A 20,094-nucleotide genomic window follows, 5' to 3' on the forward strand; every position below is an offset into this window, starting at 1 on the left:
CATGACATCTTGATGATGTCATGCGATCTACACCGAATCCCTGTAAACGACCTGCAACTCATTCTTCGGAGCAACCATGATCAAGCATTTCCTGGAGCAGCTGCGGATCCAGCGCTGGGACGACCATCGCTACTATCATCACAGCCGTATCAACCAGAGCCTCCACTTCGTCAGCGCGCTCAGCTTCATGATCGCCTACGTGATGATGGTGTTCGACCCGCTGGTCTCGGCGCTGATCGGCTGGCTGGTGTCGATGACCTCGCGCCAGGCGGGCCACTTCTTCTTCGAGCCGAAGGGCTACGACCACGTCAACCAGGCGACCCACGAGCACAAGGAAGAGATCAAGGTCGGCTACAACCTGCAGCGCAAGGTCGTGCTGATGTCGATCTGGGCCGCGGCCCCGGTGGTGCTCTATCTGCAGCCGACCCTGTTCGGCCTGCTGCCGCCCTGGACCTCGGCGATGGAATTCGTGCGCGAGACCGCCAAGCTGTGGCTCGTGATCGGTATCGGCGGCCTGCTGTTCCGCACCATTCATTTGTTCTTCATCCGTGACGTCGAGACCGGGCTGGTCTGGATGACCAAGATCATCACCGACCCGTTCAACGATTTCATGCAGTACCGCGCGGCTCCGCTGGCGCTGCTGCGTGGCGAGCTGATCGACCCCGGCCTGCACCTGATGAACGAAGGCCTCGAAGAGCAGCACGCCTGAGCCGGCTTGAAGCCCAGAGTAAAGCGATGCCCGGGCCGGTCCCGGGCATCGGTGTTTGTGGGGGGCTGTGAGGTGAAATCGAGCGAGCTTGCAGCCATGCGGCACGTGCCACCTTCCCCTGGAGGGGGAGGGTCGACGCGTGCGAAGCGCGCGTCGGGGTGGGGTGATCTCTCCACTTGCTCACCCGCACCTCATGTGCGGACAGGCCGTCACCCCACCCCGGCGCGCATTTCGCTTCGCTCATGCGAGCCGACCCTCCCCCTTCAGGGGAGGGTGGTTGCGCCGTCAGCGCCCGAATGCGGCGCCGAGCATCTCTTTCAGAATCTGGCGCTTGATCGCCTTGTTGGTGAGCGTGCCGTCGTTCCACCACCAGCCGTCCTGCTTCATCTTCTCGGCCGCCGAGACGAAGCGCTTCGTCACCTCGGCAAAATCGGCGTCGGTGTAGTTCAGGCTGAAGATCAAGCGGCCGGTGCCGACCCAGCTCAGCGCCAGGCCCTCGGCACGCAGGTAGTATTGCAGCATCCAATTGTAGCGCGACGGCACGGTGTATTCGACCAGCCAGATCGAATGCATATTGGAGACGCGCACCGGCAGGTCGTGCTCGGCCAGCGCGGCGTTGAGCTGCGCGGCGCGGCCATTCCAGGTTTCATCCAGGCCGTCGTAGATGGCGCGGAGGTTCGGGCTGTCGAGCCGGCTCAGGAACTCGTCCATCGCCGCCATCACATAAGGATGCGAGTTGAAGGTGCCGCGGGCGAAGCAGATGTCGGCCGGGCGGTCGTCGCGGAAGCGGCGCATCAGCTCGCGCTTGCCGCAGACGACGCCGATCGGCAGGCCGCCGCCGAGGCTCTTGCCGTAGGTCACCATGTCGGCCTTGACGCCGAAATACTCCTGGGCGCCGCCCGGCGCGAGCCGGAAGCCGAGGAACACCTCGTCGAACAGCAGCACGATGCCGCGTTCCGTGCAGACCTCGCGCAGCTGCTTCAGCCAGGCGGTGTAGGCTTCGCGGTCGTAGCGACCCTTGCGCGAGGAATCGACCAGCGCCGAGTCGCCGGGCGCATTGCCGTTCGGATGCAGCGCCTGCAGCGGATTGACCAGCACGCAGGCGATGTCGCGCCGCGTGCGCAGGACGTGCAGCGTGCGCTCGGACATCTCGGCCAAGGTGTAGGTCTCGTGCGGCGCGATCGGGTTGCCGACGCCGGGCTGTACGTCGCCCCACCAGCCGTGATAGGCGCCGGCGAAGCGGACCAGATGCGTGCGGCCGGTGTGGTAGCGGGCGAGCCGCACCGCCTGCATCACCGCCTCGGTGCCGGACATGTGGAACGAGACCTCGTCCATGCCGGACAGCTCGGTCAGGCGCTTCACGTTGTCAGCGACGACCGGGTGATAGAGCCCGAGCACCGGGCCGAGCGCGCTCGCGCGCCGCTCGGCAGCCGCGATGCACTCCTTGTAGAAGTCATAGCCGAAGATGTTGACGCCGTAGGAGCCGGTGAGATCGTAGAACCGGTTGCCGTCGAGATCGGTCAGGGTCACGCCGGAGGAAGCCTGCATGAACGAGCCGGCGCCGAGCTGCTCCTTGACCAGACGGCTGTACTGGAACGGGACCCGGTAGCTCTGGGTGAACTGCAGGTCGGAGATGCGGCTTGCGGCTTCCGCCGTCAGCGCGCGGCTCTTGGCGAACTTCTCCTGGAACAGCGCGCCGAGCCGGAAGAAGCCGTCCTGGCGCTTCGTGGCGATCGCCCGCGGTGCGCCGTCGGACCGGAAGAAGTCGTCGATCTCGAACTCATAGCGCGGGATCAGCCTGGAGATCCGGCGCGACATCTTGGAATGGCCCGCCAGCGAGCGGTGCTTGGCGCGCGACAGTTCGATGCGGGCCTTGACCTTCGGGGCCATGGCGGCCGTCACGGCAGCGCCAACGGCGAGCGATACATAAGGAATCGAGTTTTCCATCATGTCCAAAAGCGCTAACCCCTCCTGCTGACAGATTCATGACAGTCAAAAGCCTGATCGCCTCCGTCACCCAACAGGAAGACCTCAACTTCCTGCTCACCAACCGCGTGCCGCGCGCCGCGCTGACCCGCTTCATGGGCTGGTTCTCCAAGATCGAGAACCCGCTCGTCCGGGACGCGTCGATCGCGCTGTGGAAGCTGTTCTCCGACCTCGATCTCTCCGAGGCCAAGGAGAGCCGCTTCAAGAGCCTGCACGCCTGCTTCACGCGCGAGCTGAAGCCCGGCCTGCGGCCGTTCGATCCCGATCCCGCCATCGTCACCAGCCCGTCCGACGGCATCATCGGCGCCCACGGCCTGATCCGCGACGGCGAGCTCTACCAGATCAAGGGCGCGCCCTATTCGCTGCGCGAGCTCGTCGCCGATCCGGCCGTGGTCGAGACCCATCGCAACGGCAGCTTCGTCACCTTGCGTCTGACCTCGAGCATGTATCACCGCTTCCACGCGCCGGCCGACATGACGATCGAGCATGTCAGCCTGATCCATGGCGACGTCTGGAACGTCAATCCGATCGCGCTGAAGCGGGTCGAGCGGCTGTTCTGCAAGAACGAGCGCGCGGTGATCCGCACGCATCTTACCTCCGGCGAGCCGTTCACGATCGTGCCGGTGGCGGCGATCCTGGTGGCGAGTATCCGCCTGCATGCGCTCGACCGCGTATTGAACGCGCAGACCGAGCGACCGCTCGCCTATGCCTGTAACAACAATGTGCGCAAGGGGGACGAGCTCGGCTGGTTCGAGCACGGCTCCACCATCATCCTGCTCGCGCCCGGCGACTTCACATTCTGCCCCGATGTGGCGGAAGGCGCCCGCATCCGGGCCGGACAGCCACTGTGGCGCAGGCGCGTCGCCGCCGGATGAATGTCAGGTCCACGCTTGCGGAATCTCGATTTCGGCGTTGCGCAGTCCTATATCGGAGCGTTCAACTGACGAATCAGACCGCGGGAGTTGCGGTCGTTGCGGCTCGGGAGAGGCGATGGCGAGAGCGCCGATCATGGCGGCAGGGGGCATCGTGCTGCGGCGGGAACAGCCGCCGCGCATCGCGGTCGTGCGCCTGCGCAAGCGCGACGAATGGGTGCTGCCGAAGGGCAAGCTCGACGACGGCGAGACGCCGCGCGACGCCGCCAGGCGCGAGGTGCTGGAGGAGACCGGCCACAAGGTCACCGTGCATGAATTCCTCGGCACCCTGGTCTACGATACCGGCACGCGTGCCAAGGTCGTGCACTACTGGCGCATGGAAGCGGCCGACGAGCCGTCGCAGCCGCTGATGGACGATGTCCGCGCCGTCGACTGGCTGCCGCTCGATGCGGCGGTGGGGCGGCTGTCGCGCGATCATGAGAAGACGTTCCTGGAGACCGTCGGGCCGTACGCGCTCGCAGGCCTGATCCGCAAGACCAAGGCGAAGTCCGCGCCCGAGGTGGTGGCGAAGACCGCCGCTGACAAGAAGCCGGTCGAGAAGGTCGCAGCGGAGACGGCGGCGGTCGCGGCAAAGCCTGCAACCGCCAGGAAGCGCCGCAGCCGGGTCGTGGAGCCCGCCCCAGCGCCGGCTCCGGAGATCGCCGACTTCGCGATCGCAGTGCCGGGCGAGCAGCCCGCCGAAGCCGTGCTTGCGGCTGCGGCGCCCGACCTCGGTCAATCCGAACCGACTGCTTCGGATCCGGCAGCAGTGCCGGCGGAGGCCCACCCGGTCCCGATGGCGGCCGAACCCGCTGCAAGCGCGCGTGAGCCGGCGGACCTCGAGCGTATCGAGGCCGTGGCCGCAGCGATCAAGTCGCTCGTGCCGAGCAAGGCCGCGCCGGATGCCGAAAGCAGCCCGAGTAAGGACAGGCCGTCGGACGTGCCGAATGCCGGCGCAGAAGCCGCCGCGCCGCGCGAAGACGTGGCCGCCGCGGATGCGGAGGCGCTGGATGGTGCGCCACGCCGCAGCCTGGCCCAGAAGATGCGGGCGTGGCTCGGCCGCGCCGCCTGAGTCTGGTTGACGAAACGATTGATCGGCAAGCGGTTCTGCCGTGCACATTCTGCGCGTGCCGGCTGAGCAATTCCTGCTGTCCGCTGCTCGAAGATTGCCAAGAACCATTCGCGCCATCGCGGGTTGATGCGGGTCCGTCAACGGAGACCCCGCATGAGCCCGTCGCCACCGCGCCAGAGCGCCGCGTCCACCGCAAAGCCTGCCCCTCTGTCCGTCACGCTTCAGATCAATGGCCAGTCGCACACGCTGTCGGTGGCACCCTGGACCACGCTGCTCGATCTCCTGCGCAATCATCTCGACCTCACCGGCACCAAGAAGGGCTGCGATCACGGCCAATGCGGCGCTTGCACCGTGCTGATCGACGGCCGCCGCGTGCTCTCCTGCCTGACGCTCGCGGTCATGAAAGACGGCGCCGAGATCACGACCATCGAGGGACTCGCCAAGGGTGATGAGCTGCACCCGCTGCAGCAGGCCTTCATCGATCACGATGCCTTCCAATGCGGCTATTGCACGCCGGGCCAGATCTGCTCGGCCGCCGGCCTGATCGCCGAGGGCAGGGCGAAGACGAAGGACGAGATCCGCGAGCTGATGAGCGGCAACATCTGTCGTTGCGGCGCCTATCCGAACATCGTCGGCGCCATCGAGCAGGCGATGGGAGGCAGCCGATGAACAATTTCGACTACGCGCGCGCCAGCGATGTCGCCGAGGCCGTCAGGCTGAAGGCGGCGACGCCGGAGGCCAAGTTCATCGCCGGCGGCACCAACCTGATCGACCTGATGAAGTATCACGTCGAGCAGCCGCGTCAGCTGATCGACATCAGCCACCTGCCGCTGACGAATGTGGAGGAGACGAGCGCCGGCGGCGTCAGGATCGGCGCGCTGGTCCCGAACAACACGCTCGCCTATCACCCCCTCATCGAGAGCCGCTATCCGCTGCTGGCGAGCGCGATCCTCGCCGGCGCCTCGGCGCAGCTGCGCAACATGGCCTCGACCGGCGGCAATCTGCTGCAGCGGACGCGCTGCGCCTACTTCTACGACGTCGCCACGCCCTGCAACAAGCGCACGCCCGGCGCCGGCTGCTCGGCGGTCGACGGTCTCAACCGCGGCCATGCCATCCTCGGCGCCAGCGCCGATTGCATCGCGACCCACCCCTCCGACATGTGCGTGGCGCTCGCCGCGCTCGACGCCAAGGTGCTGGTCGCGGGCTCCTCGGGCGAGCGCGTCATCGCCCTTGCGGACTTCCATCGGCTGCCCGGCGACCGGCCGGATCTCGACAACACGCTGCGCGTCGACGAGATCATCACCGCGATCGAGCTGCCCCCGCAGGGCTTCGCCGCGAATCACAACTATCTGAAGATCCGCGATCGCCTGTCCTACGCATTCGCGCTGGTCTCGGTCGCCGCTGCGCTCGAGCTCGACGGCGGCCGCATCGGCGAGGCGCGCCTGGCGCTCGGCGGCGTCGCCCACAAGCCGTGGCGCAATGAGGCCGCCGAAGCCGCGCTGCGCGGGCAGGCGCCGGATCCCCAGGCGTTCGGCCGCGCTGCGAAGATCCTGCTGAGCGATGCGAAAGCCGCCACGCACAACGCCTTCAAGATCCCGCTGGCGCGCCGCGCCATCGTGCGCACCCTGACCCAGGCCGCGAACGCAACGCCCCAGATTCAAGCCATCAAGACCATCCGGTGATGTCATGACAGCTCGCATCGGCACAGCCACCTCCCGCATCGACGGCCGCGCCAAGGTCACCGGTGTCGCCAAATATGCCGCCGAGTTCACCGCGCCAGATCTCGCCTTCGGCGTCGTGGTCAATTCCACCATTTCGAAGGGGCGGATCGTGCGCATCGATACCAGCCGCGCCCTGGCTGTCGACGGCGTCCTCGACGTGCTGACCCACGCCAACCGGGTCAGGATGGCGGACAAGGATGACGCCTATCGCGACGAGGTCGCGCCGGAGGACGGCTCGCCCTATCGTCCGCTCTATGACGACCGGGTGCATTTCAACTACCAGCCGGTGGCGCTGGTCGTCGCCGAGGACGAGGACACTGCGCGTTTCGCGGCGACGCTGGTCGCGGTAGAGTATCTGGCCGAGAGCTTCGCGACCGACCTGCATGCGCGGCGCGAGCAGGCTTTCAAGGTCGACAAGCCGCTCAAGCCGCGCGGCGACGCGACAAAGGCGCTTGCCGGCGCAGCCGTGCGTCACGATGCCGACTATGGCGTCCCGATCGAATATCACAACCCGATGGAGCTCTACGCGTCGACGGTGCTCTGGCGCGAGGGCGGCAAGCTCGTGGTCTACGACAAGACCCAGGGCGTGCAGAATGTGCAGCGCTACGTCTGCAGCGTGTTCCAGCTGAAGGAGGACGACGTCCAGGTGATGTCGCCGTTCGTCGGCGGCGCGTTCGGCTCCGGGCTGCGGCCGCAATACCAGGTGGTGCTCGCCGCCATGGCCGCGCTGAAGCTGAAGCGCGCGGTGCGCGTCGTGCTCAGCCGCGCCCAGATGTATGGCCTGTGCTATCGCCCTGCGACGATCGAGCGGCTGGCGCTCGGCGCCCGTGAGGACGGTACGCTGGCGGCGCTGACGCACGAGGCCGTTGCGATGACCTCGCAGCACGAGGCGTTCTCGCGCAACGACATCGGCTGGGGCGATGTGCTCTACACCTCCGCCACTTCGCGCGCGACGCACCGCCTCGCCAAGCTCGACGTGCCGACGCCCGGCGACATGCGCGCGCCCGGCGCCGCCAGTGGCATCTACGGGCTGGAATGCGCGATGGACGAGCTCGCCGTCGCGCTGAAGATGGATCCTCTCGAATTGCGCCTGCGCTGCTATTCCGATCGGGATCAGGACAAGGATCTGCCGTTCTCCAGCAAGCGGCTGAAGGAGTGCTATCAGCAGGGCGCCGAGGCGTTCGGCTGGTCGAAGCGCAATCCCGAGCCGCGGTCGATGCGTGATGGCCGAGAACTCGTTGGCTGGGGCATGGCGAGCGGCGCCTGGGAGGCACTGCAGATGCCGTTCGCGACGCGGATCATGATGACGGCGAATGGACATGTCGAGGTGGCGAGCGCGACCTCCGATATCGGCACCGGCACCTACACGATCATGGCGCAGGTCGCCGCCGACATGCTCGGCGTGCCGCTCGACAGCATCAATGTGAAGCTGGGCGACTCCACGCTGCCCAAGGCGCCGGTAGAGGGAGGTTCGTGGACCGCAGCCTCGATCTCGCATGCGATCGTCAACGCCGCCGATGATATCCGGGCGGAGCTGTTGAAGATCGCGCACACCATCCCGGGCTCGCCGTTGCAGGGGCTCACCGCCGACGAAGTGACGCTCGCCGATGGCGCCATCGTCGCCATCTCCGATCGCAGCCGGTCGTTGGCGATGTCGGACGTGATGCGTCACGGTGGCAAGGACCGCATCGAGAAGGAGCGCGGCTCGGATTTCGAGGACGACGACAAGCACGCCCACAACGCCCACTCGGCGGTTTTCGCCGAAGTGAAGGTCGACGAGGAGCTCGGCGTCATCAGAGTGACGCGCATCGTCAATGCCGTCGCCGCCGGGCGCATCCTCAACACCAAGACGGCTTCGAGCCAGATCATGGGCGGGGTCGTCATGGGCATCGGCATGGCGTTGCACGAAGAAGCCCAGATCGACCAGCGGTTCGGGCGCATCATGAACGCCAACATCGCCGAATATCACATGCCGGTGAATGCCGACGTTCACGATATCAAGGTGATCTTCGTCGACGAGGAGGATCGCATCATCAACAAGATGGGCATCAAGGGCGTCGGCGAGATCGGCATCGTCGGCGTCGCCGCGGCGATCGCCAACGCGGTCTATCACGCCACCGGAAGGCGCATACGGGATTTGCCGATCACGCTGGACAAGCTGGTGGGGTGAACCGTCTTCTCTCGGCCATAATGGCGCCGGAGCGAGCCGCGCTCGCCACACCGTCTCCCTTGTTGGTGCCGTTTCGAAACATCTCTCCATTCTTCCGCCCCACGCCGTCCGAAATCTCGGAGAAGGATGCGCCGCCCGCGAGAGGGCGATCATCGTGGGCGTGAGGCGGGAGAAGCATGGTCGAGATCGACGTCGCGGCTTTCGTGAGATCCTGTACCCCCGCCACCATCCGCCTGATGATGCTGTGCGCGGCGCTCGGCCTGTCGGGCTGCGCCACGGCGCAGATGACGCAGAGCGGCGCGCTCGCATCCTATCAGTCGCTGGCGGAATCGAACGGCCTGCTCGCCAAGTCGCAGCTCAACGTCGACAAGGACAATGTGCTCGCGGCCCAGACCGTGCGTATCATGCCGACATCCTTCTCGGGCCAGGCCGGCGCGGTGCTGACGGACCAGCAGCGGCAGCTCGTCGCCAATGCCGTCGACCGCGCGCTGTGTCTCAACCTGAGCGAACGCTTCACGGTCGTGGCGCCCAATCAGAGGGCCGATCTGACGACGCGCACCTTCATCACCCAGGCGACGCCGACCGATCCGGTCGCCGCCGGTGCGTCGAAGGTCGTGTCGGCCGTGCCGGGCGCGCTCGGCGTTCCCGTTCCGGTGCCGCGGCTGCCGATCGGGCTCGGCAGTCTCACGATCGAGGCTGAGGCACTCGACCGCAAGGGCCGGCAGCAGGCCGCAATGGTATGGGCGCGCGGCGCCAATTCGTTCACCAACTCGCCGGTGCTGTCGCAGGCCGGCGATGCCTATGATTTGGCAGGTTCGTTCAGCGCCGATTTCGGCCAGATGCTGGTGACCGGCGAGACCCCGTTCGGAAAGGTGCCGAAGCTGCCGTCGATCGAACGGATCGGCGCGGCGCTCGGCGGCAAGCCGAAGAACGCGGCGTGCGAGGCGTTCGGCAGGGATCCCGGGGTCATCGGCATGGTCGCCAACCGTCTGGGCGCACCGCCGGAATGGGTCGACAAGGGCGCTGTGCCAAGGGACGCACAGGCGAGCACGCAGATCGCGAAGCAGTAGCGGTCATCTGCATCCGCATGCCGCCGTGGGAATGCGAGACGCGGCCGCGTCGGAAAGCATAAGCGCGCAGCTGGTGCTGGCACACCTCGGATCGGGGCGGCGGCCGGTGTGCGCTACTCCGCCGCCTCGCTCTTGCCCTCGATCAGCAGCACGTCGAGGCTCTCGATCTCCTGCATCGCGCGGCCGGCGATGCCCTGCAGGTCGCCATACAGGCCCGCCGTCGAATCCAGCACGCTGCGCAGTTGCTCCTCGCGCTTGGCCCACAGCCGCATCATGGTCTTGCGCTCGCGGTCGAGATCCGACTGCATCTCGGTGAAGCGCTCGACGATGGCGTCGATGCGGTGGCGGAAGCGGGGCCCCGTGAGATAGGCGTAGACCATCTCCATCTTGGTCTGCTGGCCCTCCTGCGCGAGCTTACTGCAGGCGACGTCGATCAGCGACTGCCGCAGTGCCAGCGACAGTGGCAGCGCGAAGCGCGGCTCGGCGACCCAGACGCCGTCGATCAGGTCGAAGCCGTCGACCCCCTTGGGCAGCGCGCTCGAGACGATCAGCGCGATGTCGGCCTTGGCGGCGCGCAGGTCGTCGCGCAGCTTCACCAGCCAGCCATCGCTCCAGTTCTTGGTGCGCTTGGATTCCCACAGAATCGCGCCGCAGGCCTGGCCACCGGGGCCGACCACGCGATGGATCACGTCGCCGCCGAACTCGCCCTTCGGAACCGGCTCGACCAGGTCGCGGGGAAAGCGCGCGCGCAGTTGTGACTCCAGCTCGATCTCCAGTGCCTCGCCCTGCAGCTGCTGCGAGCCCTGCTCGGCCTTGCGGCGAAGCTCCTCGATCTGGCGCTGCATGCCTGCGATCTGGGTCTCCTTCTCGGCGACCTTGGCCTTCAGAGACTCCTCCGCCTCGAGCCGCGCCTTGTCGCGCACCGCGACGAGATTTTCCTGCACCTTGGTCTCGATGGTGAGATCGAGCTCGCGGCGGGCCTCGTCGAGCTCACGCTGCTTGCGCATCATCTCCGCCTGCGCCTTCTGCGCATCCGCCAGCTTGGCGTCCTTGCTGACGATGGCCTCGTGCAGCTCGGCGAGCTGGCGATCGCGGTTGCCCATCTCGTCGGCCACCGCCTGTCGTGCCTTCTCGGCCTCGGCCTGCGCGATCGCAGCGCGTTCGGCCTTCAGCTTGGTGGCGACCTGCTGGTCGATCGCAGCCTTGGCCTGTGCGATCTGCTCCTGCGCGGCCTTGAGCTGCGCCTCGCGGCGGCCGAAATCGGCTTCTTTCGCCTGGAGCTGCCTCTCGAACTGCCGGCGCGTCTCCGCGATCAGGGGCGCTGCGAGCTGCTCGGTCAGCTTGATCTCGGTGCGGCAGGAGGGGCAGACGATCTGAGGATCGGTCATGATTCGCTTCCTTCCATGAAAGCCGAATCTAACCGGCCGCCGCGTGGCGTTTAACCCACGCGAACGGCTTATCCCACGCAATTATCCGCGATTCACGCCCCGTGCGGCGTGGCCTCGGACGTCGCCGTCGTGTCCGGCGCCTTGATGCGGAACCAGGCGACGTAGAGCGCCGGCAGGAACAGCAAGGTCAGCACCGTGCCGACGATGATGCCGCCCATCATCGCATAGGCCATCGGACCCCAGAACACTTCGCGCGCGATCGGGATCAGCGCCAGCGAGGCCGCGGCCGCCGTCAGCATGATCGGCCGCATGCGGTGCTCGGTCGCCTCCATCACGGCCTCCCACGGCGGCCGTCCTTCTTCGCGCAGATGCTCGATCTGCACGATCAGGATCACCGAGTTTCTGATCAGGATGCCGATCAGCGCGAGCACGCCGAGGATGGCGACGAAGCCCAGCGGCGCGCCGCTCGGCAGCAGTGCTGCGACGACGCCGATCAAGGCCAGCGGGGCCACCGCGAACACCAGGAACAGCCGCTGGAAGCTCTGCAGTTGCAGCATCAGGATGGTGGCCATGGTGAACAGCATGATCGGGACGACCGCGATGATCGGCGCCTGGCTCTTGGCGCTCTCCTCGACGCTGCCGCCGGTGACGACCTTGTAGCCGGCCGGAAGCTTGGCGTCGAAGGCCGTGATCGCCGGCTTGAGCTGATCGACCACCGTGTTCGGCTGCACCTGATCGATCACGCTGGCCTTCAAGGTCAGCGTCGGCTGGCGCGAGCGGCGCCAGATCTCCGGCTGCTCGATCTGGTAGCGCAGGGTCGCGAGCGCCGCGAGCGGGATCGACTGGCCGTTGGATCCGGAGAGCTGCAGGTCGCGCAAGGTCTCCAGCGACTGCCGTTCCTTGGCCTGGGCGCGGCCGCGTACGTCGATCAGATAGATGTCGTCGCGCACCTGGGTGATCGAGGTGCCGTCGAGCACGCTGTTCAGCGCATTCGCGATGTCCTCCGAGGTGACGCCGAGCTGGCGCGCCTTGTCCTGCAGCACGTCGACCTTCACGACGCGCGCCGGCTCCATCCAGTCGAAGATGACCGCCCCGAGATGGCTGTTGCCGCGCAGGACGCCGGCCAATTCCTGCGCGATCTCGCGCACCTTGGCGACATCGGGCCCGCTGACGCGATACTGCACCGGGCGGCCGACCGGCGGGCCGATGTCGAGCAGATGCACATAGGCGTCGGTGCCGGGGAACGTCTTGGTCAGATAGGCCTGCAGTTTGGCGCGGGCGCGGTCGCGCGCCTCGAGGCTCCTGGTGACGATGATGATCTGGCCGAACGACACGTCGGCCGGCTGCACGTCGAACGACAGCACGAAGCGCTGGGCGCCGGAGCCGACATAGGTCGACCAATGGTCGATGTCGGGATTGCCCTTCAGCGCCTCCTGCTCGAACTGCGCCATCTGCGCGTTGGTCTCGGCGATCGAGGAGTTCTGCGGCAGGTTGAAGTCGATCACCAACTCGGTACGGTCGGAGGAGGGGAAGAACTGCTGCTGCACGAAGCGCATGCCGAACACCGACAGCCCGAAGATCAGGACCGTGGCGACGATCGTGGTCCAGCGGTTCCGCATGCAGGCATTGAGCATGGCGCGGAAGATCCGCGTCAGCCGGCCGCCCTCGGCATGGTGACTCGGCAAGGTCGCGGGCAGGATGGTGACGCCGAGCAGCGGCGCGAACAGCACGGCGACGATCCAGGACACGACCAGCGACACCGCGATCACGACGAACAGCGTGAAGGTGAACTCGCCGGCGGCGCTGTTGTTGAGGCCAATCGGAATGAAGCCCGCGACCGTCACCAGCGTTCCCGTCAGCATCGGGAAGGCGGTGGAGGTGTAGACGTAGGTTGCGGCCTTGCGCAAGGAGTCGCCGACCTCGAGCCGCGCCACCATCATCTCGACCGCGATCATGGCGTCGTCGACCAAGAGGCCGAGCGCGATGATCAGCGCGCCCAGCGAGATGCGCTGCAGCGAGATGCCGGTGTAGGCCATGAACAGGAAGGTGATGGCGAGCACCAGCGGGATCGAGATCGCGACCACGAGGCCGGCGCGGACGCCGAGGCTGACGAAGCTGATCGCGAGCACGATGATCACGGCCTCATAGAGCGCCTTGGTGAAGCCGCCGACGGCTTCCTCGACGATCTTGGGCTGGTCCGAGACGAGATGCACGCCGACGCCGACCGGCAGGTCGGCGATGACCTTGGTCATCTCCTCCTTCAGCGCCTCGCCGAAATCGAGCAGATTGGCGCCGGCCTTCATGCCGATGGCAAGCCCGATCGCCGGCTGGCCGTTGAAGCGGAACAGCGACGTCGGCGGGTCCTCATAGCCGCGGGTGATGGTGGCGACGTCGGTGAGCGGGAAGAAGCGGTCGTTGATGCGCAGGTTGATCGCCTTGAGGCTCTCCTCGGAGGTGAACTGGCCGGAGACGCGTACGGCGACGCGCTCGGGGCCGGCCTGCAGCACGCCGGACGGCGACACCGCATTCTGCGCCTGGAGCGCCGTCAGGATGGTGCGCTGGTCGATGCCGAGCGCGGCCACCTTGCGCGGCGAGAATTCGAGATAGATCACCTCGTTCTGCGCGCCGACGATGTCGACGCGGCCGACATTGGGCACGGTCAGCACCTTGGCGCGAACCTCCTCGACGCGGTCGCGCAGCTGGCGCTGGCTGAGGCCGTCGCTGGTGAAGGCGTAGATGTTGCCGAACACGTCACCGAAGCGGTCGTTGAATCCCGGCCCGACGACGCCGGACGGGAAGTCGCCCCTGATGTCGTTGATCAGGTTGCGCACCTGCAGCCAGGTCGGGACGACGTCGCGTGCCTTGGTGGTGTCGCGCAGATTGACGAACACGGTGGTCTGGCCGGGCACCGTCAGGCTCTTGGTGTAGTCGAGCGCCGGCAGCTCCTCCAGCTTCTTCTCGATGCGGTCGGTGACCTGGCGCGTCATCTCCTCGGCGGAGGCGCCGGGCCATTTGGCCTGGATCAGCATCGTCTTGATCGTGAAGGACGGATCCTCCTCGCGGCCGAGATGCACGTAGGAGAAGAGGCCCGCAGCCATGAAAGCGATCATGAAATACCAGACGAGCGAGCGGTGCTCGAGCGCCCAGTCGGAGAGGTTGAAGGACTTCACGGCTGAGATTCCTGATCGATGCGGACGGACTGGCCATCCTTGAGACTGTGCACGCCGGCGGTGACGACGCGCTGCCCGGCTTCGAGGCCGCCGGTGACGCGGACGCTGCCGTCCTCGTTGCGGGCGATCGTGATTTCCTGTCGCTTCACCGTCTTGCTGGTAGCGTCGACCAGCCAGACGAAGCTCTTGTCGTTCTGCTCGAGCACAGCCGAGCGCGGCAGCCGGATGACGGTCTTCTGCTCGATATCGAGCGAGGCGGTCACCGTGGTGCCGAGCCGCATGATCTCGGGCGGATTGTCGAGCGTGATGCGGATGCGGCGCGTGCGCGTGGTGGCGTCGGCGCGCGGCGCGATCTCGCGCACCTTGCCGGCGGCGCTGACGCTGGGATCCACCTGTAGCCGCACGGTGAACGGCGTGCCGGCCTGCAAGGCCCCGGCAATGTCGTCGCCGACATCGATCACGGCCTCGCGGATGTCGGGCCGCGCCACCGTGACGACGCTCTGTCCCGGCGAGACGACCTGGCCGACCTCCGCGCCGACCGCGGTGACGATGCCGGCGAAATCCGCCTTGAGCTGGGCGTAGCCGAGCTGCTCACGCGCCTTGGCGAGATTGGACTGCGCCTTGACGACGGAGGCCTGGGCGGCCGCGCGCGACTGCTCGGCGCTCTCCAAGGTCGCCTTGGTGGTGGCGTCGGTTTCCAGCAGGGTGCGCTGCCGGCCCTCGGTGCCGGTCGCATTGGTCAGTTGCGCCTGGCTGCGCGAGACCTCGGCGGCCGAGGCACGCACGGCGAGCTCGAGCGCGGCCGGATCGATCGCCGCGACGACCTGGTCCTGCTTGACCATGTCGCCGACATAGACGGGCCGGGCGATCAGCCGTCCGAGCACGCGGAAACTGAGATCGGCCTTGTAGCGCGGCTCGATCGTGCCGGTGACGGCCGAGCCGTTGGCCGCCTGCGGCTCGATCTTCATCGACAGCACCGGCCGGACCGGCTCGGGAGCGGCGGCCTTTTCGTTGCAGCCGGCGAGCAGAGCGAGCGCGCCGAGCGGAAGAACACAACGCATGGGCGTCATCACGACCGCTTCTCCTCGTTGAATGCGATCTGTTGGCCGACGCTGAGCAGCTTGCCGCCATCGGTCACGACGCGGTCACCCGGTTGCAGCCCGGCCGACACCACGATCGCGCCGGTCTCGTAGTCCTCGATCGTGATCGGCTTCAGCGACACGGTCTTGTCGGCGGCATCGACCAGCCACACCGCCGGCGTCTTGCCGGCCGCGGTGAGCGCGCTCCAGGGCAGCACAATGCGTTGCTCCGGCTTGATGAAGCCGGTGACGCTGACAGCGCTGCCGAGGATCATCTCGGGCGGCGGATTTTCGATTGCCATCTTGACACGGACGGTCCCGGATTTGGGATCGATGGTCGGCGAGACTTCGCGCACTTGACCCTTGGCCGTCACTGAGGGATCCGAGAGCAGCGCAATCGCGGCCTTGGTGCCGTCGAACTTCAACGACAGCGCCGCCTCGTAGACGTCGACCACGGCATCGCGATCGCCGTCACGCGCGAGCGTGAACACGGACTGCGCCGCCTGCGCCACTTGGCCGACCTCGATATTGCGCGCGGTGATCGTGCCGTCGGCGTCGGCGCGCAACTCGGTGAAGGTCAGCGCGTCCTTGGCGGTGTCGCGCTGGGCCTTGGCGGATTCCAGCGAGCCTTCCGCCGTCCGCAGCGTCTCCTGGGCCTGGTCGAAGGTCGCGCGCGTCGTGAAGCCGCTGGAGAGCAGCGTCTGCTGCCGATTGAAGTTGGAGGTCGCGACCTTCACCTGCGACTCCGCGGCGGTCACGGCGGCCTCGGCGGAATCCAGGTCGGCCTGCTGCTCGGCCGGATCGATCCTGGCGAGCAACTGTCCGGCCTTGACGTGCGCGCCGACCTCGACGAGCCGCTCCGTGACGCGGCCGCTGACCCTGAACGACAGGTCGGCGAGCACGCGCGCCTGGACGTCGCCGGTCAGCGTGATCGATTGCCGGCGCTCCGACAGCTTGACCACCTCGGTTCGCACCAGCCGGGACGGCGGTGCGGTTGCGGCCGTTTTCTGCTCGCAGCCGGCCAGCAGCAGGCCGACGGCAGCACAGCCGGCCGCGGTCAGCAGGCGTGAGCCCGGCGCCCGAAGGAAGGGGAATCCTGTGAATGGAGACATGGTCGTATCTTCGGCCCGGTTGGGTGGTGGCGATCATTCCCGTCCTGCCGCGCAAGCACGCAAGGACCGGAAAGCGCCTGTTGGTCGTCAGCAGCGCGCAGAACCCGCGCAGCCGCCCGCCGTTGCAGGCAAGGTTCACGCGAAAGTTGAACACCATCCTCTTGACAGTGCGTGAATTAGACAATCAAATCTAGAATAATTCGTCTAGTAACATTCTCGTGGCGGTTTCGAATTCCCCCTGTGCGGGTTGCCGGGCGCTCCCGTTGGGACATCGGCCATCGCTGCCGCCGCGGTGAGCCAAGGCATGACGCGAACGTGCGACGCAAAGCTGCGACTGACCTGAATGACCCCGCGCGCACGACATCACGTGCGCCGCGCCAGGCGCGGGGCCGTGAGCGGCGCGAGCAGCTGCTCGACGCCGCAGCCGCCATCATCGCCGAGTCCGGGATTGGTGCCGTCAGCATGCATGCCGCGGCCCAGCGCGCCGGCGCCTCGATTGGCTCGGTCTATCATTTCTTCCGTGACAAGGATCAGATGCTGGATGCGCTCGCCGAACGTCACGATGCCGAGCTGCAGCCGGCATTCGATCGCGTGCTGCAGCGGAGCGATGCGGAATGGGCAGCGTTGGCGCCCGCCGAGGTCATCGAGCAACTGATCGGCTGGGCGATCCGCTACTTCGTCCGCAATCCCGATGCGCTGGCGACGCTCGATCTGCACGACCAGACCGTGCATGCCGAGTTCAGGGCCGTCATCGACCGCGTCATGCGCGCCAGGCTTGGCGACGAACTGGGCAAACAGGCGGCCACTACGCTCGATGCCGTCGTGCTCGGCACCCTGCTGTTCACGCGCGAGCAGGATCCGCGCAGTCGCGACATCGTGGTCGCCGCGTTGCCGGAGATGATGGCTACCTATCTGAACGCTCTCGAGGCGAAGCGGAAGCGGACGAAGGCATGAGGTACAGGCGGCGTATCGATGCGATCAGGGCAGCTATTTGAACGGCCACGCGCTGCTCTTCCGATGCATCGCCACTGTGCGCGGCGTCGCCGTGTCCGCGATCGGCTGGGCCGGAAGGACGATCTGGTCGTCGACGTTCCAACGATCGAGCTCGTAGCGCCATTTGCCATTCTCCGATGTGCGATAATCGCAGTCCTTCAGCGCGCGATCGCGAGACGGTGGATCGATGACCGTAGACGTCGTTCGGCGCTGGCGACGATGCTGACGATCAGGCGGAACGACGAGGCCGGCGCGGACGTACGCATCCCGCTCATCGCACGGGGCCCGCCGGCGACGGCGTGTCGACATGATCCATCGTCGTCATCGACACCGGCTGCGGCTCGTCGATGAGAGCGGAGCGATCGCGACGACGTGCCAGACGCCGCTCGCTGCTCCGGTCGCGCCTGATGGCGATCCCTTCGACCAGCCGGGCCACGACGCCGACCACGGCAAAGCTCAAGAGCAGCGAGATGCACAGCAGCCCCAGATAGAGCTTCAGCACCGAGCTTGCGAAGCAGGCAAGCGCGATGAGCGCGACAATGGCCAGCCGGCCTTTGACGGAGATCGACATGATGGGGCGTTTCGCTGGTAGCTGATTGTGGGCGCCACTCTAACGCCATGTTTTCTGCCGCCAAGCCGCGTCCCAATGGGTGGTAAATTTTGCCGCAAGGTCATGACGACAATCGGATGTGCTCCAGCTCAATCGTCGTCGCACGCGTCGCAGTTCAACTCCGCGTTGCGAAGATCCGGTTGTCCTTGTGCCGGCTTCTCGCATTCGTCGTGGGGAACCGAAGCGAGCATCCATCGTCGCCGGGGTCCGGTCTTCCCTGCGCCCTCTCGTTACGATGAGGGCCGAGATATCGCACGATCCGGGCGCATCGCGTCGCGGCAACGCGAAGCCGCGTCATCTCTCCGAGTAACGGATCAAATGCGTTTCTGCGCATCAGTACCCGACGAGACCGGCTGTTTGAGATGGCCAGCAAGACGATCGGCAGACGTGCTGCTACTGCGCGCTGGCCCACGCCGCAAGCACGGCGCGCTCCTCGCCGGTGATCTCGGTGATGTTGCCGGGCGGCATCGCGTTGGACCAGGCGGCGTTGCGCGCGATCAGCCGCGCATTGCGCTGGATGTGCTCGGCGGTGTCGAGCCGCACGCCCCGGGGCGCGCTGACGATGCCGTCCCACACCGGCTCGGCGGCATGGCACATGCTGCAGCGGGAGGTCACGATCTCCTCGACCTGCGCGAAACTCGGCTGTGCCGTTGCGGCGACCTTGGCGTCGCGTGGGCCGGCCGCGGACAGCAGCAGGATGCCGATCATGCCGGCGGCGGCCACGCCCCACACCCACCATGGCGACGGGTTGCCCTTGTGACGCTCGTTGAAGAAATGCCGGATGACGGGTCCGAGCGCGAGCACGATGGCGACGATCACCCAATTGTAGCGGGTGCCGAACAAGAGCGGATAGTGATTGCTGATCATCAGCACCACCACCGGCAGGGTCAGATAGTTGTTGTGGACCGAGCGCTCCTTGCCGGCCTTGCCAAGCTTGGGATCCGGCGCCTCGCCGGCGAGCAGCGCGGCGACGATCTTCTTCTGGTTGGGGATGATCACCGCGAACACGTTGGCTACCATGATGGTGCCGATGATGGCGCCGATCTGGTTGAAGGCGCCGCGGCCGCTCAGCACGTGGGTGAAGGCGTAGGTGAGCGCGACGAGGAAGATGTAGCCGCCGATCGCGAATGGCAGTTCGTGCCGGGCAAGGCCGCTGCGGCAGGCGGCCTCGTAGAGCAGCCACGCCAGCGCCAGCGAGCCGAAGCTGAACAGGCCGGCCTGAAGGGGCGTGAGATCGAGGATCGACTTGTCCACCAGGAACAGGTCGGCGTTGAGATAGTACACCACGATCATCAGCACGAAGCCGGACAGCCAGGTGGTGTAGGCCTCCCATTTGAACCAGGTCAGCTCGCTCGGCATCTGCGCCGGGGCCACCAGATATTTGACGATGTGGTAGAAGCCGCCGCCATGCACCTGCCAGGCCTCGCCCATCACGCCGGTCGGCAGGCCCTCGCGCGGCCTCAGGCCGAGGTCGAGCGCAATGAAGTAGAACGAGCTGCCGATCCAGGCGACGGCGGCGATCACGTGCAGCCAGCGGAAGATCAGGCTCAGCCATTCCGATATGATCGAAGCCCACATCGTGCGCTCATCTCCTTCGACAGGGCAAGTCCAGAGCCGAGTGCCTGCGTCTCATCTGTGGCATCGATCGCATCTGATTTCCAGCGCGTCGCTGTGGCAGTCAGTGCACAACAGATTAGCTGTCATGCGCGCGTGATGCGGTGGACTCCGGTGGCGCGATTGCGTTCAATGTGGCGGTCTGACAAGCGGGACGGGCGGAATGACGAGACTGGTTCTGATCATGCTGGTGCTGGGACAGTTCGCTAGTGTGCCTCTGGCGGCGGCGCAGACCGCACCCAAGCAGAGCACGGCCAAGCGCGCCGATGCCTGCGCGCCGATCGGACGAACCGAGGACGGCAAGCTGGTCTATGCGATGAAATGCGAGAGCATCCCCAAGCCGGTCGCTCCCGCCGCCCCGCCACAGGCGGCCGCCCAGCCGTCGGAGCCGGCTGCGGAACCGGAGCCCGAGACCCGGCGGAGCGGCGTGTTCGGTTGGTCGTACGATCGCCGACCCAAGCCATAGCGCAGCCGTTTCCCCAGACCGGC

Annotated in this window: 16 protein-coding genes; 9 read left to right on the forward strand and 7 right to left on the reverse strand. The window is 66.7% G+C overall.

The features are described 5' to 3' along the window. Positions 1-76: 76 nt before the first annotated feature. Positions 77-709 (forward strand): hypothetical protein, encoded by a 633-nt coding sequence (locus tag QX094_RS20355; protein WP_315717806.1) that lies wholly within the window; start codon positions 77-79, stop codon positions 707-709. A gap of 285 nt (positions 710-994) precedes the next feature. On the opposite strand, the gene QX094_RS20360 is transcribed toward QX094_RS20355, so the two are convergent. Next, on the reverse strand, positions 995-2,659 hold the full coding sequence (locus tag QX094_RS20360) for an aminotransferase class III-fold pyridoxal phosphate-dependent enzyme (RefSeq protein ID WP_409998622.1): 1,665 nt from the start codon (positions 2,657-2,659) through the stop codon (positions 995-997). A 35-nt stretch (positions 2,660-2,694) separates the two neighbouring features. Between QX094_RS20360 and asd the strand changes: the two genes are divergently transcribed. From asd to QX094_RS20390, 6 genes are all read left to right on the forward strand, one after another. Continuing rightward, a complete protein-coding gene (gene asd, locus QX094_RS20365; protein WP_315750259.1) occupies positions 2,695-3,570 on the forward strand; it encodes an archaetidylserine decarboxylase in 876 nt (291 codons plus the stop codon). A 115-nt stretch (positions 3,571-3,685) separates the two neighbouring features. Further along, positions 3,686-4,678 carry an NUDIX domain-containing protein gene (locus QX094_RS20370; protein WP_315750260.1) on the forward strand — a complete coding sequence of 331 codons (993 nt, stop codon included), beginning with the start codon at positions 3,686-3,688 and terminating at the stop codon, positions 4,676-4,678. A 153-nt stretch (positions 4,679-4,831) separates the two neighbouring features. Beyond that, positions 4,832-5,347 carry a (2Fe-2S)-binding protein gene (locus QX094_RS20375; protein ID WP_315750261.1) on the forward strand — a complete coding sequence of 172 codons (516 nt, stop codon included), beginning with the start codon at positions 4,832-4,834 and terminating at the stop codon, positions 5,345-5,347. Further along, a complete protein-coding gene (locus QX094_RS20380) occupies positions 5,344-6,360 on the forward strand; it encodes a xanthine dehydrogenase family protein subunit M (protein ID WP_316174826.1) in 1,017 nt (338 codons plus the stop codon). The genes QX094_RS20375 and QX094_RS20380 overlap by 4 nt, the downstream gene beginning before the upstream one ends. A gap of 4 nt (positions 6,361-6,364) precedes the next feature. After that, a complete protein-coding gene (locus QX094_RS20385) occupies positions 6,365-8,569 on the forward strand; it encodes a xanthine dehydrogenase family protein molybdopterin-binding subunit (RefSeq protein WP_316174825.1) in 2,205 nt (734 codons plus the stop codon). 176 nt (positions 8,570-8,745) lie between these two features. Next, positions 8,746-9,639 (forward strand): DUF3313 domain-containing protein, encoded by an 894-nt coding sequence (locus tag QX094_RS20390; protein WP_409977982.1) that lies wholly within the window; start codon positions 8,746-8,748, stop codon positions 9,637-9,639. Between the two features lie 113 nt (positions 9,640-9,752). On the opposite strand, the gene QX094_RS20395 is transcribed toward QX094_RS20390, so the two are convergent. The 4 genes from QX094_RS20395 to QX094_RS20410 all read right to left on the reverse strand — a co-directional run bounded on the left by QX094_RS20395 (position 9,753) and on the right by QX094_RS20410 (position 16,388). Next, positions 9,753-11,027, reverse strand: coding sequence for a DUF2130 domain-containing protein (locus QX094_RS20395; protein WP_315717800.1), 1,275 nt, complete (start codon positions 11,025-11,027; stop codon positions 9,753-9,755). A gap of 92 nt (positions 11,028-11,119) precedes the next feature. Then, positions 11,120-14,197 (reverse strand): efflux RND transporter permease subunit, encoded by a 3,078-nt coding sequence (locus tag QX094_RS20400; protein WP_316174823.1) that lies wholly within the window; start codon positions 14,195-14,197, stop codon positions 11,120-11,122. Then, entirely contained in the window at positions 14,194-15,270 is a 1,077-nt protein-coding gene (locus tag QX094_RS20405) for an efflux RND transporter periplasmic adaptor subunit (protein WP_315769637.1), read from the reverse strand. Before QX094_RS20405 ends, QX094_RS20400 begins: the two co-directional genes overlap by 4 nt. After that, positions 15,267-16,388, reverse strand: coding sequence for an efflux RND transporter periplasmic adaptor subunit (locus QX094_RS20410; protein WP_316174822.1), 1,122 nt, complete (start codon positions 16,386-16,388; stop codon positions 15,267-15,269). The genes QX094_RS20405 and QX094_RS20410 overlap by 4 nt, the downstream gene beginning before the upstream one ends. 315 nt (positions 16,389-16,703) lie before the next feature. Here QX094_RS20410 and QX094_RS20415 point away from each other — a divergent pair, with 315 nt between their 5' ends. Further along, on the forward strand, positions 16,704-17,342 hold the full coding sequence (locus QX094_RS20415) for a TetR/AcrR family transcriptional regulator (protein ID WP_316174820.1): 639 nt from the start codon (positions 16,704-16,706) through the stop codon (positions 17,340-17,342). 310 nt (positions 17,343-17,652) lie between these two features. Here the strand turns inward: QX094_RS20415 and QX094_RS20420 are convergent, their stop codons facing one another. Together QX094_RS20420 and QX094_RS20425 are read right to left on the reverse strand one after the other, a co-directional pair. Next, the gene (locus QX094_RS20420; RefSeq protein WP_315717796.1) at positions 17,653-17,952 is read right to left on the reverse strand and encodes a hypothetical protein; all 300 of its coding nucleotides are present in this window, start codon (positions 17,950-17,952) and stop codon (positions 17,653-17,655) included. Between the two features lie 432 nt (positions 17,953-18,384). After that, complete coding sequence (locus tag QX094_RS20425; RefSeq protein ID WP_315717795.1) at positions 18,385-19,569, reverse strand: urate hydroxylase PuuD; 1,185 nt, start codon at positions 19,567-19,569, stop codon at positions 18,385-18,387. A 199-nt stretch (positions 19,570-19,768) separates the two neighbouring features. On the opposite strand from QX094_RS20425, the gene QX094_RS20430 reads away from it, so the two are divergent. Continuing rightward, a complete protein-coding gene (locus QX094_RS20430) occupies positions 19,769-20,071 on the forward strand; it encodes a hypothetical protein (protein ID WP_315717794.1) in 303 nt (100 codons plus the stop codon). Positions 20,072-20,094 lie beyond the last annotated feature (23 nt).

Source organism: Bradyrhizobium sp. SZCCHNS1050, assembly GCF_032484785.1.
Lineage (GTDB): Bacteria > Pseudomonadota > Alphaproteobacteria > Rhizobiales > Xanthobacteraceae > Bradyrhizobium.

Excerpts from the sequence above, each read along its gene's own strand:
- QX094_RS20425 (WP_315717795.1), bottom strand. The coding sequence starts at position 19,569 with ATGTGGGCTTCGATCATATCGGAATGGCTGAGCCTGATCTTCCGCTGG.
- QX094_RS20410 (WP_316174822.1), bottom strand. The coding sequence starts at position 16,388 with ATGTCTCCATTCACAGGATTCCCCTTCCTTCGGGCGCCGGGCTCACGC.
- QX094_RS20380 (WP_316174826.1), top strand. The coding sequence starts at position 5,344 with ATGAACAATTTCGACTACGCGCGCGCCAGCGATGTCGCCGAGGCCGTC.
- QX094_RS20430 (WP_315717794.1), top strand. The coding sequence starts at position 19,769 with ATGACGAGACTGGTTCTGATCATGCTGGTGCTGGGACAGTTCGCTAGT.
- QX094_RS20420 (WP_315717796.1), bottom strand. The coding sequence starts at position 17,952 with ATGTCGATCTCCGTCAAAGGCCGGCTGGCCATTGTCGCGCTCATCGCG.
- asd (WP_315750259.1), top strand. The coding sequence starts at position 2,695 with ATGACAGTCAAAAGCCTGATCGCCTCCGTCACCCAACAGGAAGACCTC.
- QX094_RS20390 (WP_409977982.1), top strand. The coding sequence starts at position 8,746 with ATGGTCGAGATCGACGTCGCGGCTTTCGTGAGATCCTGTACCCCCGCC.
- QX094_RS20370 (WP_315750260.1), top strand. The coding sequence starts at position 3,686 with ATGGCGAGAGCGCCGATCATGGCGGCAGGGGGCATCGTGCTGCGGCGG.
- QX094_RS20355 (WP_315717806.1), top strand. The coding sequence starts at position 77 with ATGATCAAGCATTTCCTGGAGCAGCTGCGGATCCAGCGCTGGGACGAC.
- QX094_RS20395 (WP_315717800.1), bottom strand. The coding sequence starts at position 11,027 with ATGACCGATCCTCAGATCGTCTGCCCCTCCTGCCGCACCGAGATCAAG.
- QX094_RS20385 (WP_316174825.1), top strand. The coding sequence starts at position 6,365 with ATGACAGCTCGCATCGGCACAGCCACCTCCCGCATCGACGGCCGCGCC.
- QX094_RS20375 (WP_315750261.1), top strand. The coding sequence starts at position 4,832 with ATGAGCCCGTCGCCACCGCGCCAGAGCGCCGCGTCCACCGCAAAGCCT.
- QX094_RS20360 (WP_409998622.1), bottom strand. The coding sequence starts at position 2,659 with ATGATGGAAAACTCGATTCCTTATGTATCGCTCGCCGTTGGCGCTGCC.